13 protein-coding genes are annotated in these 14,268 nt (G+C 46.2%); all 13 read right to left on the bottom strand.

The window, feature by feature from the left end; translation table 11 throughout:
* Nucleotides 1-62: 62 nt before the first annotated feature.
* The 13 genes from BM003_RS13330 to pth all read right to left on the bottom strand — a co-directional run bounded on the left by BM003_RS13330 (nt 63) and on the right by pth (nt 13,859).
* Entirely contained in the window at nt 63-1,004 is a 942-nt protein-coding gene (locus tag BM003_RS13330; RefSeq protein WP_245734274.1) for a protein kinase domain-containing protein, read from the bottom strand.
* Entirely contained in the window at nt 988-1,728 is a 741-nt protein-coding gene (locus BM003_RS13325) for a VWA domain-containing protein (RefSeq protein WP_093673896.1), read from the bottom strand. The genes BM003_RS13330 and BM003_RS13325 overlap by 17 nt, the downstream gene beginning before the upstream one ends.
* Nucleotides 1,729-1,908: 180 nt before the next feature.
* Nucleotides 1,909-4,386 (bottom strand): stage II sporulation protein E, encoded by a 2,478-nt coding sequence (gene spoIIE, locus BM003_RS13320; protein WP_177184794.1) that lies wholly within the window; start codon nt 4,384-4,386, stop codon nt 1,909-1,911.
* 293 nt (nt 4,387-4,679) lie between these two features.
* Nucleotides 4,680-5,102: a S1 domain-containing RNA-binding protein gene (locus BM003_RS13315; RefSeq protein ID WP_093673894.1), complete on the bottom strand. Its 423-nt coding sequence runs from the start codon at nt 5,100-5,102 to the stop codon at nt 4,680-4,682.
* Between the two features lie 67 nt (nt 5,103-5,169).
* Nucleotides 5,170-5,550: an FtsB family cell division protein gene (locus BM003_RS13310; protein ID WP_093673892.1), complete on the bottom strand. Its 381-nt coding sequence runs from the start codon at nt 5,548-5,550 to the stop codon at nt 5,170-5,172.
* 18 nt (nt 5,551-5,568) lie between these two features.
* The gene (gene yabQ / locus BM003_RS13305) at nt 5,569-6,147 is read right to left on the bottom strand and encodes a spore cortex biosynthesis protein YabQ (protein ID WP_093673890.1); all 579 of its coding nucleotides are present in this window, start codon (nt 6,145-6,147) and stop codon (nt 5,569-5,571) included.
* Nucleotides 6,144-6,452 (bottom strand): sporulation protein YabP, encoded by a 309-nt coding sequence (gene yabP / locus BM003_RS13300; protein WP_093673888.1) that lies wholly within the window; start codon nt 6,450-6,452, stop codon nt 6,144-6,146. The genes yabQ and yabP overlap by 4 nt, the downstream gene beginning before the upstream one ends.
* A gap of 91 nt (nt 6,453-6,543) precedes the next feature.
* Nucleotides 6,544-6,804, bottom strand: coding sequence for an RNA-binding S4 domain-containing protein (locus BM003_RS13295; RefSeq protein ID WP_093673887.1), 261 nt, complete (start codon nt 6,802-6,804; stop codon nt 6,544-6,546).
* Entirely contained in the window at nt 6,801-7,076 is a 276-nt protein-coding gene (locus tag BM003_RS13290) for an HU family DNA-binding protein (protein WP_093673885.1), read from the bottom strand. The genes BM003_RS13295 and BM003_RS13290 overlap by 4 nt, the downstream gene beginning before the upstream one ends.
* A gap of 125 nt (nt 7,077-7,201) precedes the next feature.
* Entirely contained in the window at nt 7,202-8,800 is a 1,599-nt protein-coding gene (locus BM003_RS13285; RefSeq protein ID WP_093673883.1) for an oligosaccharide flippase family protein, read from the bottom strand.
* Nucleotides 8,801-8,987: 187 nt separating this feature from the next.
* Nucleotides 8,988-9,524, bottom strand: a complete 537-nt coding sequence (gene spoVT / locus BM003_RS13280) for a stage V sporulation protein T (RefSeq protein WP_093673881.1) — start codon at nt 9,522-9,524, stop codon at nt 8,988-8,990.
* A 94-nt stretch (nt 9,525-9,618) separates the two neighbouring features.
* Nucleotides 9,619-13,170 carry a transcription-repair coupling factor gene (mfd, locus tag BM003_RS13275; protein ID WP_093673879.1) on the bottom strand — a complete coding sequence of 1,184 codons (3,552 nt, stop codon included), beginning with the start codon at nt 13,168-13,170 and terminating at the stop codon, nt 9,619-9,621.
* A 119-nt stretch (nt 13,171-13,289) separates the two neighbouring features.
* Nucleotides 13,290-13,859, bottom strand: coding sequence for an aminoacyl-tRNA hydrolase (pth, locus tag BM003_RS13270; RefSeq protein WP_093673877.1), 570 nt, complete (start codon nt 13,857-13,859; stop codon nt 13,290-13,292).
* Nucleotides 13,860-14,268: the final 409 nt, after the last annotated feature.

The raw sequence follows: 14,268 nt of genomic DNA, 5'->3' as shown, positions 1-14,268 counted from the left end.
GCAGATTTCTCCTTATATTGAAACAGGTCACCCTATAATGTATGTCCACAATACTCCAAAAATCACATCACGTAAATAATGACAAAAAGAATATAAGCAGATATCACAACGGACGCAGCCATCCAGGCCGATTTCCAGGTTTCGTGATTGCTCGCGGGTTGCCTTCTATGACTGTGTCTGACTTTTGCAACATGTGGTTCGTTTTGCTGGTTAGCCATAATGTCATGAAGAAGCTCTTGGCGCATTTGATCCGCAGTTGTATAGCTGCCATTCAGCGCATTCATCATTACTCTACGAAAAGGAATGAGCCTTGGTTGCGTCTTCACGAGCTGTCGCAACTGCAGTTGCGGCGTGCTCAGCCTTTCCATTCGTTTACCCGTTGCGGCATAGATTAAGATCATCACGCAAGCAAAAAGATCATAGCTAGGTTCCGCACGCCTGCTGCCTAATCCCCAGTACCCACGATCATAAAATTCTGTATATTCTCTCACTGATCGCCCGATTCGCGTCGCCCCCCCAAAGTCAAGACATCGAATCGAATGGCCCGGGTGCATTAAGATCAAATTTTCCGGCTTAAGATCACCGAAAATATAACCTGTCTCATGCAACTGCTTCAACTGTTTTAACAGCTGAAGCATATAGACAAGCGCCCAATCAAACGGTTTTCGCTTCAGCGCTTCAGCTAATGATACGCCATCCAAATACTCCATGGCACAAAAGCCAATGGTTCTGCCTCCTATTAACCAGTCGTCACTATCGTATAAAGAAGGCCCCAAAGGATCCCCTTGGAGCTTTTCAAACTGTTTCAATACATTGACCTCTGAGATCAATGATGCACGATCCTTCGCCAGTTTTATCGCAATCGAACGCGCGCCGTCCCGAGCCAGGTACACCGTGCCTTGCGCGCCGCTCCCAAGCCATTTAACCAGTTGATAACGGTTTCGATGCCATTTTCCAACAACCACCGTTCCCGGTGCGAAGCGCAAATTATCTTGGCCCGTCATCATAAGCCTCATCACCATCATCATAAAACCCGCGTTTTCTTGATACGGAATCAAAACCTCTTACCGCTTCTTTAATAGCGGGACCCGTCGGTGTAATACCATGTGAACTGATTTTGTCGAACGTGCGTTCAATGCTGTCTAATTGCGGTGTCCACGAAATGACCTTCTGCACTGATTTCTTTTTCCCGGGAAATAAGTAGAGGCAAAATTGATTTTCACCCATGCGTGCAGATAAGCTTAAGGACAGATCCTTCAACGCATCTCTCACAGTTGGCAGCTTATTTTTCATGCTGGCACTTGTGTCGACAAGAATACATACGTGAAGGTCTGCGGTTTCTCCAACTTCATCAACAACTTCCATGACCTTGCCGCGTTTTTCCGGAGGCAGATCCTCTACCGATTCCCCGTCGCCTAGAATATCCTGAAGCTGTCGATTGATCACACCTTTAATCGTCTGAGTCATCGCCTGCTTCGTCACCATTTGCACGGTTTGCGCCAGTTGCTTGGTCTGCACAATCTGACTGATTCCGCCGCCAGCCTGAGCAATTCCTTCCACTTCCTGAAGACCGTGCCCGTCTTCGGAATCATACTGATCCAGCACGCCAATAACATTGACTGTAATCCCCTGTTCTCGGGCAAGTGCCGCCATCGCTATCGGATCTTCGCCTTCGTTTGAACATCCATCCGTAATTAATAAAATTTGCTTTAACGTGCCTTTCTTCATCGAGCCTTTCAACTCCTCCCTGAATCTAGCATTATGATGGACAGGAAAAGTAGTTTCTATACCCGCCAGATTCAGAAAAACACGCAGATGTGTCCGGAGTTCACGCAGTAAAGGCGCCACAAATCTAGTGACCTGCCATTCACTAAAGTTATTGAAAAAATGTTCCCTATAGTCAATCAATTATTCGGCACGACTAAATTGCTTCTCACTTCGATCTGTCGAAAAAGCAGACCACTCCGGAATGTGGTGGCTGATCCGAGCCGCAATGACTGTCATATCGTCATTGATGCAACCATCTCCCACACGAATCACCTCTTCAAGCAATAAGTCGGCAATTTCTTGAGGATCATTCGTTTGCAATTCTTTTATTTTTCGTTTCACCCATGCCTCCTTATTCTCAATGTGCTTCGGTGCGTCAAAGATTCCGTCACTCATCATGATCAGCAAATCACCGGACTTTAACTGTTCACTCTTTACATCTACATCGAAATCTCGGATTATTCCGATGGGTAGGTTCTCCGCATCCAACATGAAAACTCGTCCGCCACGCTTGACGAAGCTTGGATTTGATCCTATTTTCAGAAATTTCGATGTCGCATTTTGTAAATCAATCAGCGCCAAGTCCAAGGTCGCATAGATTTCTTCAGTGGAGCGAAGCGACAGAATTGAGTTGATGGACTTGATGGCCAGCGTCTCATGAATACCGGATTTCAGCACTTTTTTAAGCAGCTGCAACGTGTCTTTGCTTTCCATATCCGCACGTTCGCCATGCCCCATCCCATCGCTAATCGCCATCACATATTTTTTTGAACCGATTTCAAAAAGTGAGTAATTGTCACCTGAGATGCTTCCGCCGCCCCTCGCTGCTGTTGCAACACCGGTTTCAAGATCAAAGGCCCTTGCTGAAATAAAGACGACCCGGCTCGGTCCGCCGGGAAGATCGGAGGCCTGCTTCTTCTCAACCACAATGCTTTCACCAAGAATATCCGAAAGTAATGGGGCAATAACCTTCTCACATGCGCCGTAATTGTCATTGGGTAAAATTGCCTCAATATCAATAGCCCCTGATTCAAGATTATAGATTTCAATACTCTCCACGTGAAGGCCGACTCCATTCAATTTGGACAGTATCATCTCTTCCTGCCACTCATGTAAGCCGCGTTCGCGCTTCATTTCACTGGCAAAGTCACCCATAACCTGGGAAACACCCTTAAGCTGATCTGCGACGAGTCGGCGGCTTTCTTTAACATTTCGCCTCATTTTCTCCTGTAATTCCGCTAGACTCTGCTCTCGGCGAATGACATCGAGTGTGCGGTCCGCTTTTGAGCACCGGTCACGCCACATCCGGTGAAGCCGCGCATCCTCCGTCCGATTCCCGCGACGAGATTCGTCACGCAGCTCAAGCATTAAATGCTGCGTCTGCTCAAAGTTCTTTACCCAGCAAAACTCTTTTTTGAAGCAGTTCTGGCATGTTTTCGCAGTGACTTTACTTAGAAACAGCTCATCATCCGGCGTCTCTTCCTCCACCGGCGGATAGAAGCTTTTCGCAAGCGTTTGGAAAAGTCCTGAAAACTGTTCCACCCGTCCGACTGTCACATCCCGCAGCTTACGGACATATTGCTGCTGCTCTGCCTGATATTCGCGCGTTCCGGGAATAAAGGAAGCCATTTGTCTAATTAAACGTTTCGGAGTCAATAGAAACAACACGAGCGCCGCCACTGAATCGATAACCTCGTTTCCAAGTCCCGCGTAACCGCCTCCATAGACGCCAATGAGCAAGGTGGAAATGAGTAAACCAGCTGAAACGCCTATTTTTCCAGCCTCCTTCAGCAAGCCTCCCAGTACTCCTGAGAAGGCGAGCAGACTCATTTGATAGAGACTGGACACACTGGCCATGCCCAGAATCAAGCCGATCACTACCCCCACAGTTGAACCAATCGCGGCACCGCCGGCATATGCAAACAGAAGCACGGCATAGCGGGCAAGCACATGATCGACAGACACATCGTAAATATGCCATCCGATTGTTCCGGCGATTACCGACGAGATCAGAATGACAAAACAAATAATCTCCTCATTGCGAAAAAGTTTATGATTGACGCGCGTCGACATGAGCGGCACGCTCTGCATGAAGATCAGCGTCACCAATGCGGCCAGCGAAGCTTCAGCACCTGCCGTCAGCACATCTGTCCATACGAGTGTTAATGAGAATGCCGCCTGACACAAGAGCCGCACCAAAAGTCCGGCAATGAATACAAGCGCCGGCAGCCACCGTTCTTCATGCACTCGGTGAAATGCACGCATGATTCGCTGTCCTGCCAGAAAAACGAGCAAGGCTAACAATGCGTAAAAGGCTTGTCCCACAGAAAGCGTCAGACCTCCCGCCAATACTGCTAGTGAATCTGCCCATCTCCGCTTACGCTTCATCCAGAATACAGTTGCAAAATAAGGCAAAATAAACGGAGTCAGGCTTGTAATGAGCACCGCTCGTCCAAGTAAGAAACCGGCTAGCAAGAAAAAAAGATCCGTTCGGAACAGTACGCCTAGCAGAAATGTCTGAAAGGAATGACCTGGTTGTGATCCGGTCTGAATCGTTCGATCTTTATGCACATAAGGATCAATAGTGCCCGCAGCAACACTGCCAAATTTTTGAATCATATCGCTCGCCGCCTTTTAACTTATGATTGTATGATCCATTAAAGCATAGTAGACGTTCATAATTTGTCAGAATTGCGAGCTTGTATTCAAAAAAACTTCGACGGCTTTCTTAATGTTCATCCAAAATTGACATTCGAACGTGCAGGCTGTCGATTAAAGGCCCGAATGATCAAGGAGCACACACACCTAAATCTGCTAGAAGCTCTATTCGTTCTAAACGCAGAAAAAACACCCAAGCTCTTTAGCCTGAGTGTTTGTTTTGATCTATATATGGAAACTTTCAGAAGCCGCATTTACCCTCTTCTTGCACCGCGTCCCCCACGTTTGGATTCTGTCTGACGCTTAATTGTCGAAAGACGATCCTCACTATCTTTCAGATATTGGGAAATTTTGTCCTCAAAACTCGGTGCGCGTGTTGTAAATCTTTTTCCTCCACCGTGCCTTGGACCTCTCGACGATGACGACGGTGCGGCCTTTGGTTTATCGACAGCTTTACGGATAGACAGACCGATCTTTCCATCAGGAGCGACCTGAAACACTTTAACCGTAACTTCATCACCAACTGACAAAACATCGTGAATATCTTTCACGTATCGATCCGCTACCTCACTGATATGAACCAGCCCTGTTTTCCCGTCGGGTAAATCAACGAAGGCTCCGAAATTCGTAATTCCTGAAACTTTACCCTTCAGCTTGCTGCCTGCTTCAATTGACATAAAAAAAAGCTTCCTCCTAAATTAGTATCACTAATTATATTATTATACATAGCAAAAAAAGTGCCTGTCAATCCTTGTCGTGATTGGGTTTTGAAAAAATAATTTCGCCTTTATTTGATAAAAGGTAATCGCGTCTGGCAATCTCTCCAATATATTTCTTATCGTGAAGCAGCTTAATACGCTTCTTCAGTTGACCTGCTTGAAGCTTCGATTGATCCAACTGCTTTGCAAGACCTGCTTTTGTTTGCAGGACTCTATTAAGTTGATGAGATTGCGAAATCAGAGAGGAAATCATGAATGTGCAGACCAAGGCGAAGACAGTGAAGAAAGCGACTAGGCGCCGAATTAATCCCTTACGCCGTTTTCGTTTTCTCTTTTCATTCATCTCATGCGATTGCAAATAGTTCGTCTGCAACCGAGTGACTCGCTCCGCACCGGCACTTCCCATACGTTCGTTCCCCTCCGATCATTTCCGTCTTGTGAACCGTGACACCCATTTCCCGAATTGCTGCTGGATTTGTATCCTTTTCTTTATAAGAAAGAGCCGCCATTGATCCGGCACGATCAGCCGAATCACGCCTCTTAAAATTTTCAAAGGAATAGAAATCAGAAAGAGTGCCACTTTCAATACGGTGTTTACTGTCATTCTACACAATCTATACGCAAGCATCAATAGGAAAAAAAGCGGATAGATCAATAAATTATAGACAGTTTTTGCGGTAAAACGCCCCACTCGGACAATCGCGGCAATAATTCTGCCGAACAATCGCATAAAAGCGTTTTCTAAAATTGCTTTGTAACACGCGAAACCAAGCAGGATACCTAAAAAATAGTAAAAGCGCAGTTGTCCTTCGTTAACAGGCAAAAGCAAAGAAAAAAGCAGCAGGGCCTGTACAATCCAAAAGAGAGGGTCTGAAATCAACAAGATCCATCGGCGTCCTTTTTTCGGGTGCACGAAATATTGATAGATCGAAAAAGAAGCGCCGAACCACACACCCATGGCAATCATCAGCATGAGCGAGACATATTGTTCTTCAAGTGTCATCGAAACAGCTTGCTGAAGAAGCCTTTATTCGCTTCTCCGCCTTGATCGTCCAGATAGCTGATTTCAATGATTTGACCCTCAATCAATACCTGTCCCTGCTCAACATTCAGATTTTGCATTTTCAGACCTGAACCCCGTACAGCAAGATAGCCCAGCACCGTCTCAAGAAGGAATTCTTCATGATCAAAGCTGTCTACATGCTTGACACCTGTGATCTCGATTGACTTCCGATCTTTCACGATGATGTTCTGATTTTGCACCGGCTTGTCTTTACTTGGGATCTGTGACGAATAGAATTGACTCATCGGACTCCCCTCCTCTTTTCCATACATTATGAGGAAGCTGTCCCATTTAGAACCTGGGAAGGGAGCTGATATCATTTGTTTTTTTCTTGGTTTATTTGCTTGCAGATTGTTCATTAACCACTTCATAGAGTGAAGCGGCTTCTTCTTTTTTGACAACTTCCTTGAGCAGCAAAATACGGACGGTCATCGGTTTTTGACCGAAATGAAGCGTCAGAACATCGCCGACGGCGACATTGGAGCTGGCCTTGCCCGGCTGACCATTAATGTCGACACGCCCTTGATCGGCAAGTTCCTTGGCTACTGTCCTTCGCTTTATTAAACGGGATATTTTCAAGTATTTGTCCAATCTCATTTTTTCACTGCATCCTTAAATTTATTTCCCGCTCGAAATCCGGGCACACTCGTTGAAGGAATGGTGATGGTCTCTCCCGTTTGCGGATTGCGGCCTGTCCTGCTCGCTCGTTGTCGAACTTCAAACGTTCCGAACCCGACAAATTGAGCCTTTTCCCCTTTAGAAAGTGTGTCCATAACCTGATCGAGAGCCTCGTTTATGACCGACTCTGTTTCCTTTTTCGAAATGCCTGTCTTTTCCGCTACTTTATTTATTAATTCATTTTTATTCATCAATGTGTCCCTCCGTAAGAATAGTCAATTCGTAACAAACCCGTCCAAATTTGCATTGCCATCATTTTTTTCATTTTAACATAACTTGACTGTTGATCACAGTTATCGCTATCGCTTCTTGTCTTTTAGACTTGCTTGCTCGAAGGAAGCTCACGCCTCTTATGCCGCGGATTGGGCAAACGTTTCACATCCTGAGCGTCAAGAAAACGCAGCACATAAAGAAGTGCAATAAACGTGATTCCGCCAAAAACAGCTCCCGATAGAGCAATAATTGCTGCTGCCGGCCGCACGGGCAGTGATTTTGTCAAATGGCTAATAACCATTTTACCCAGCAGCACAATCATACACATACCCGTAATAGCGGCAGCTAATTTTATACCAATCCTCCACCCGAGGCGCTTCATTAATGCGGCTTGGCGTAAATAGAAAAGACTCAACCCAGCGGCGGCAGCTGTTCCCCCGCAGGTTGCGATCGCCGCGCCGACAATCGAAAAGTGCGGAACGAGCAAATAATTGCCGATACCTTTGACACCCGTACCAATGATTAAAAAATAAATGGGAATCCATGGTTTTCCGGTCGCCTCTAAAACACCCGAGGCAGTTAAAAGAAGGGATAGTGTCAGCATCGTGAGCGCAGCAATGGCGAATGCCGTTGTCCCCTGGGCATTCCGAAACAGCATGATGTTCACTTCACGGCTGATCGTAATAAGACCTGCCGCTGCCGCCGCACCAAGCGCCAGGCTTACTTTTATCACGAGTGTGGCTTCAATCTGAAAGTCATGCCGTTTTTTTAGTGAGGCGAGCTGTGCGAGTCGGGGCACAATTGCGGCTGTCAACGATGTCGCAGCAATCATGCCGAACTGGGTAAGTATGTAAGCCCGATCATAGATCCCTTTCTCTGCTCGAGGATCGGCAAGATGAAGCTTATCCAAAAGCCGAAGCACTGTCAGCGAATCCACTAGTTGAAATGGTAGCAAGGGTACTGCAAGAACGGAAAAAAGGCAGCCGCTGATCATTAGTGTACCGACGAGTCGCCAGTCAACTGCCCGGGAGAATGAGAACAAGTCGCGGACGAATGCTCTTTTTTGAGGTAGAAAGAAAAGCAGGACTGTGATCGTGACAAGCGGAGCAAGTGCAGAGCCTGATGTCGCCGCCGCTCCAAATTCATAAGCACTTCCTTGATTGACAAATAGGTACCATGAAGCAGCAAGGATAAAGCAGACACGCGCAGCCTGCTCGATAATCTGGGATAGGGCCGTGGGCAGCATGTTTTCCTTATCTCCCTGAAAGTTGCCGCGCAGAAGGGCGACAATTGGAACAAATAAGTAAGCCATTGCCGCAATACGAACCAATCCGGTGAGATGTCGATCACCGATCATCGTCGTTAACGGACGCGCAAAGAAAAACAGCCCAACAAAAAATAAGCCGCATAGAAAGAGCAAGGCAATGAGCGCATGCCTCTGAACAGACGCCTTAATGCCAACTCCTTCATTTGCTTCGGCCATATATTTCGAAATAACGATCGGAAATCCTGTACTGCCTAGCGCAACGGCCAAGGCGTAAAAAGGATAGATTTGCTGATATACATAGAAACCGATATCACCAGCAAGATTTTGATAAGGCAGCCTGTAGAGCGCGCTCAATATTTTGACAAGCAGAGCAGCGCCGGTTAAAATTGCAGCGCCTCTCCACACTAGGTGGCTTTCTGTCTTTTCGTTGCCCATAAATTCTCTCGCTTTTCCCTAAATTATACAAAGGATTATAACATAACTTGCCCGCATGGTGTTTTGAATTTGTGACACTGTCGCAGTCACGCGTTGACTGATGATCATCACCGCCCACGCCAAGCGGCTTATCAAGTCCCAAACGAAAAAGAGGCGATGATTCCGCCTCTTTTCATGTATGTGGTGGTTAATGCTCCATTTGTCTTCCAAGGAAGCCGGCTGCTGTCTCTGCGAGCTTCACCTCAATATCACCCATCTGTTTCTTATCCTTATCAATTAGAATAATAGTCCCGATTGGGTCGCCCCCAGCTATTATAGGAGCGATCACATAGGGACCGGACAAATTTTCATGTCCTTCCATTAAAGGTTCTCCGCGATTTTGCTCTAAAATGGTTTGTCGCTGTTCCATTGATTTTTCAGGAACCGACAGTAAGCGTCTTTCCAAAAAGTCTTTTTTTGAACCACCGGCGACCGCAATGACTGCATCACGATCACTAACTAGCGTTAATTTACCCGAATTTTCCGCTAACGACTCCGCATATTCCTTCGCAAAATCGCCAAGCTCACTCATTGGTGAATATTTTTTTAAAATCACTTCACCATCATGATCAACGAATATTTCCAGTGGGTCACCTTCACGTATACGAAGCGTGCGCCGTATTTCTTTGGGAATAACCACCCGCCCAAGATCGTCAATCCGACGGACAATGCCAGTTGCTTTCATACAAGGATGTCCTCTCTTTCCGCTTCCGCAAAAATCATCTATTCCTTGTATTATTATCTACGCTACTGGTCAAAGTATGCATTTTTCCCCAAAATTATCCTGCTTTCTGCGAGGGATCCTTCAATTGTTCAACTTCACTGAGGAGTTTGCCTACTTCTTCAAGCAACGGTACAGGGTTTCGCGCATTCTGCTTGATGGTTATGTTCATTTTTGACCCATTCGCGCCTAAACCGACACCGAAACCCATCTTGCTTATTGATTTAAATAAGGATTCACGATCCAAGGATTTCCAACCGAGTTCGGAAAAGATAATCCTGACTTCCAATCCTTGCTGTTTAATTTCTTCGATCATCAGTTTATTTGCTGTCACACGGACCTCGGCGACTTTGAACAGGTCGGCAACTTCCCGAGGATAATCGCCGAATCGGTCAATCATTTCATCCTTGAGTTCGGCCACATCCTGAAGTGAATCCGCAGCTTTGAAGCGTTTATACATATCAATTTTTTGTAATGAATCTTCAATGTACACATCCGGAATGTATGCATCCGTATCAACTTCAATAGTGACTCTAGGCGGTTTCTGACTTGCCTGCGTATGGTCCTTTTTACTGCGTTCCGCGATCGCGTCCTGAAGCATTTGGGAATAGAGATCAAAGCCGACTGAATCGATAAATCCATGCTGCTGCGCACCGAGCAAGTTCCCGGCACCGCGAATGGACAGATCGCGCATGGCGATCTTAAATCCAGATCCGAGCTCCGTGAATTCCTTAATTGCCTGCAGCCTTTTTTCTGCCACTTCATTCATCACTTTGTCGCGTTGATAGGTGAAATACGCATAGGCTACTCGGCTTGAACGTCCGACTCGTCCACGCAGCTGATACAACTGAGCCAGTCCCATTCGATCCGCGTCATAGACAATCAGTGTATTTACATTCGGGATATCGACACCCGTTTCAATGATCGTTGTGCTGACGAGTACATCGGCGTTCCCGTCAAGAAAATCAATCATGGCCGATTCAAGTTCCGATTCCTTCATTTGTCCATGCGCATAAGTTACTGCCGCATCGGGAACAAGGTTTGATATCATTTCCGCCATCCGCTGTATCGTTTCAACGCGATTATAAAGGAAGTAAACCTGTCCTCCACGAGCCATCTCCCGCTCAATCGCCTCGCGAATGAGCGACATATTGTATTCCATGACAAATGTTTGAACCGGAAAACGATTCTCCGGCGGTGTTTCAATAATTGAAAGGTCACGCACGCCAAGCATTGACATATGAAGTGTGCGGGGAATCGGCGTCGCGGTTAATGTCAATACATCAACATTAGCCTTCAAACGCTTAATTTTTTCTTTATGCGTAACGCCAAATCGCTGCTCTTCATCAACAATCAGTAGGCCAAGGTCTTTGTATTGAACATCCTTCGACAATAAGCGATGTGTTCCGATCACCATATCGACCGTACCCGCCTTTAATCCCTTAAGCGTTTCCAATTGTTCTTTCCTTGAGCGAAAACGACTGAGCACGCCAATGGAAATTGGGAAATCCTCAAAACGCTCACTCGCTGTTTCAAAGTGTTGCTGCGCGAGGATGGTCGTCGGAACAAGCAGTGCCACTTGTTTCCCATCCGCAATTGCTTTAAATGCTGCACGCAAGGCAACTTCAGTTTTGCCATAGCCAACGTCACCACAGAGCAGTCGATCCATTGGCTTTTCTTTTTCCATATCCTTTTTGATCTCCTCAATCGCCTGAAGCTGATCTGTAGTTTCTTGGTACGGGAAGGCTGCTTCAAATTCTTGCTGCGCCTCACTGTCTTTGGCGAAGGCGTAACCTTTGCTCGCCTCTCGTTGTGCATAGAGCTTAATTAAATCATCGGCAATATCCTGAATTGACGAACGCGCTTTACTCTTTACTTTCTTCCATTCACCACCGCCAAGCGCGTATAACTTAGGTTCCTTGCCTTCAGAGCTGACATATTTCTGAACCTGATCAATATGCTCTACAGGAACGTAGAGCTTGTCGTTCCCTTTATAAATGATTTGCATGTAATCTTTATGAGTGCCATTTACTTCAAGCGTCTCAATTCCAGCATAGCGACCGATACCGTGATCCACGTGAACAACATAATCACCGACTTTGAGCTCACTATAATTTTTTAGTCGTTCGGCGTTGGTTAATTTTTTTCCTCGGTGATTCGCTTTCGCTGCCTTTTTCGTAAAAACTTCCCGTTCTGTGACTACAGCGATCCTCTTCAGCGGCAATTCGAACCCGTTCTCAAATTGACCGATGGTGATCTGACTGACGCCCTGTATCGGCAGCGTTTCGGGAGTGACTAATTCTGCCTGAACGCCATAATCCGACAGCACTTGCTCCAGTCGTTTCGCGCGCTCTTTATCCGAGGCGAGAAAGGTAACCGAAAATCCACCTTTCTGCCATCGCTCCACTTCCGTCTTGAGCAGCTGAATCTGCCCATGAAAATTCTGCATGGCGCGACACGTCATGCCAATCACATTCTGGGGTTGGAATTGCCCATGATACCGTAGGAAAAGCGAAAGCAAAAGAATCGGATGAGTCAATCGATCCGTCAGCTGCGGCCAATCCATTGTTAACGGCAGCTCGCCGACCATCTCCCCCTTTTGCAGCATGTCGACCTGCCACTCAGCTTCCTCACGATCGAGTTGCTCGGACATTTCCTGAATTCGGCTGATCTCATCGAAAATGATGAGCGTATCATTAGGCAAATAATCACTGATGGTTGTTAACTTGCTGTACATCAAAGACGCATACTTGTTCATTCCGTTAAACGGCTGCTTCTGCTTTAATGATTCAATGTCAGCAGCGATGTGTTCGCTGATCAGTTCCTGTGCTTTCTGATCCGTCACCCTGGCTAACGTTTTAGCGAGCTCCCGTTCAAGTCCTTCAGCAGCAACCGAATAGTTTTCTTCATAAAGAAGCAGCTCGCTCGCCGGACCGATCAGCACGCTGCCTTGAATCATCTTCAAGGAGCGCTGAGAATCACTGTCGAAGAATCGTACAGAATCGACTTCATCATCGAACAATTCAATACGAATCGGATGCTCCTCCGTCAATGGAAAAATATCGATAATTCCACCACGAATACTGAATTGTCCCGGACCGGTGACCATCGTCTCCCGCTCATAGCCAACCGCAGTCAGTTTACGTGACAGCTCATTCAAATCCACGGTCTTTCCAGCCTCAAAATGCATTAGGCTCGCTTTCCACAAATAGAGCGGAGCGAGCAGCTTTTTCAGACCGGCAACCGGTATAATGATTAATGCTTTCCTGTTCTGCGCGAGCCTGTTCAGCACATCGATACGCTGGGCAAGCAGTTCCGGACTGGCGACAGCAAGTTCTGAGGCAATCAAGTCATTCGCCGGATAGAGAAACAGCTCCTCCGAATCTATCAAACCTTCTAAATCGTTATAGAGTTTCTGTCCTTGATATAAATTATGGGTGACAACAACAGCTGTTTGCTGTCTTTTTTGGTAAAGCGCCGCGATCCACAGTGCTTTTGCTCCACCAGACAGTCCAGACACCAGTTGCTGCCTCATCCCTTGTTCATAGCCTTCTAGTACGGCTTGAATTTCATCTACTTTTTGCTGGTAATAGTGGCTCAGGCCAAGCATTGGCTACCCTCGCTTTCTTAAAACCGAAAAACGCTTTGGCATCAGCCAAAGCTCTGCAGTGTTTACTCAGAACCCTAATTATCGGAGATAAACTTATATGATTATACCCCGGTACATCGCTACTTATTCGTATTATACACGTTCATAACCTGTGTAAAAGGCAACGTGATCCACGCTTTAGCGGCATCGGACGAGCGTTCAATTGCCGACGCGATTTGCATCTGTTCGTCGCCTGAAAAGCCCTGAAGCACGTAGCGAACAACCGCTTCGCGTGTATGCTGCGGATGACCGATTCCTACTTTGATTCGCGCGAATTCCTGCGTTTTCACATGTTGAATAATGGACTTAATACCGTTGTGCCCGCCTGCGCTTCCCTTTTGTCTCAAACGGATCTTACCTACCGGCAAATCCATATCATCCTGAACAACCAAAAGGTCCTCAGCAGACACTTTAAAAAATCGGAGCAGCGGACCGACCGCTTCACCTGAAGCATTCATATAAGTAAGCGGCTTCACAAGTAAAAGTTCTTCACCGTCAATCGTCCCTTTTCCGAAAAGTGCATTGAATTTACTTTTAGATAACCGGATACCATGCTGTTCTGAGATCGAATCGATCACTTCAAAACCTATATTATGCCTTGTATGTGCATATTCAGAACCAGGATTGCCCAGTCCGACAATGACCTTCACAATTCTTCCTCTCTTTCAACGGAAATAAAATTTTTGCTTTGTCGTGTTAGAAAACTTGGACGGCCTATTATCCGGTGGCACTTCCGCAAGATGCGGTGGCTTCGACGTTGCTCATAGGATGTGAGCGTCGTTAATCGAAGCTTCCTTATTTACCGGACCACTTACACTCGTTTCCTTGAATCTTTAATTTTATTTTACTTTCTTATCAGTGTGGGAAAAACCGGACATAAAGCGCCCGGTCCTTAATTAAGTAACGCGGATCAAAATAAGCGGAATTTTTCCGTTTATATGCATCATGGCGCTTGTTTCAGAGGTACATAAGGGTAATTTTTCCGCTTATGCACAGAAAAACCCTCCATTTTCATGTTTTTTAATTCGATAAGCGGAATTTCTCCGTCTATTTAAGCGA

It is taken from the genome of Sporolactobacillus nakayamae, assembly GCF_900113325.1.
GTDB lineage: Bacteria > Bacillota > Bacilli > Bacillales > Sporolactobacillaceae > Sporolactobacillus > Sporolactobacillus nakayamae.
The sequence above is the reverse complement of the archived record's forward strand: the minus strand, read 5'-3'. Positions and strand labels throughout refer to the sequence as shown.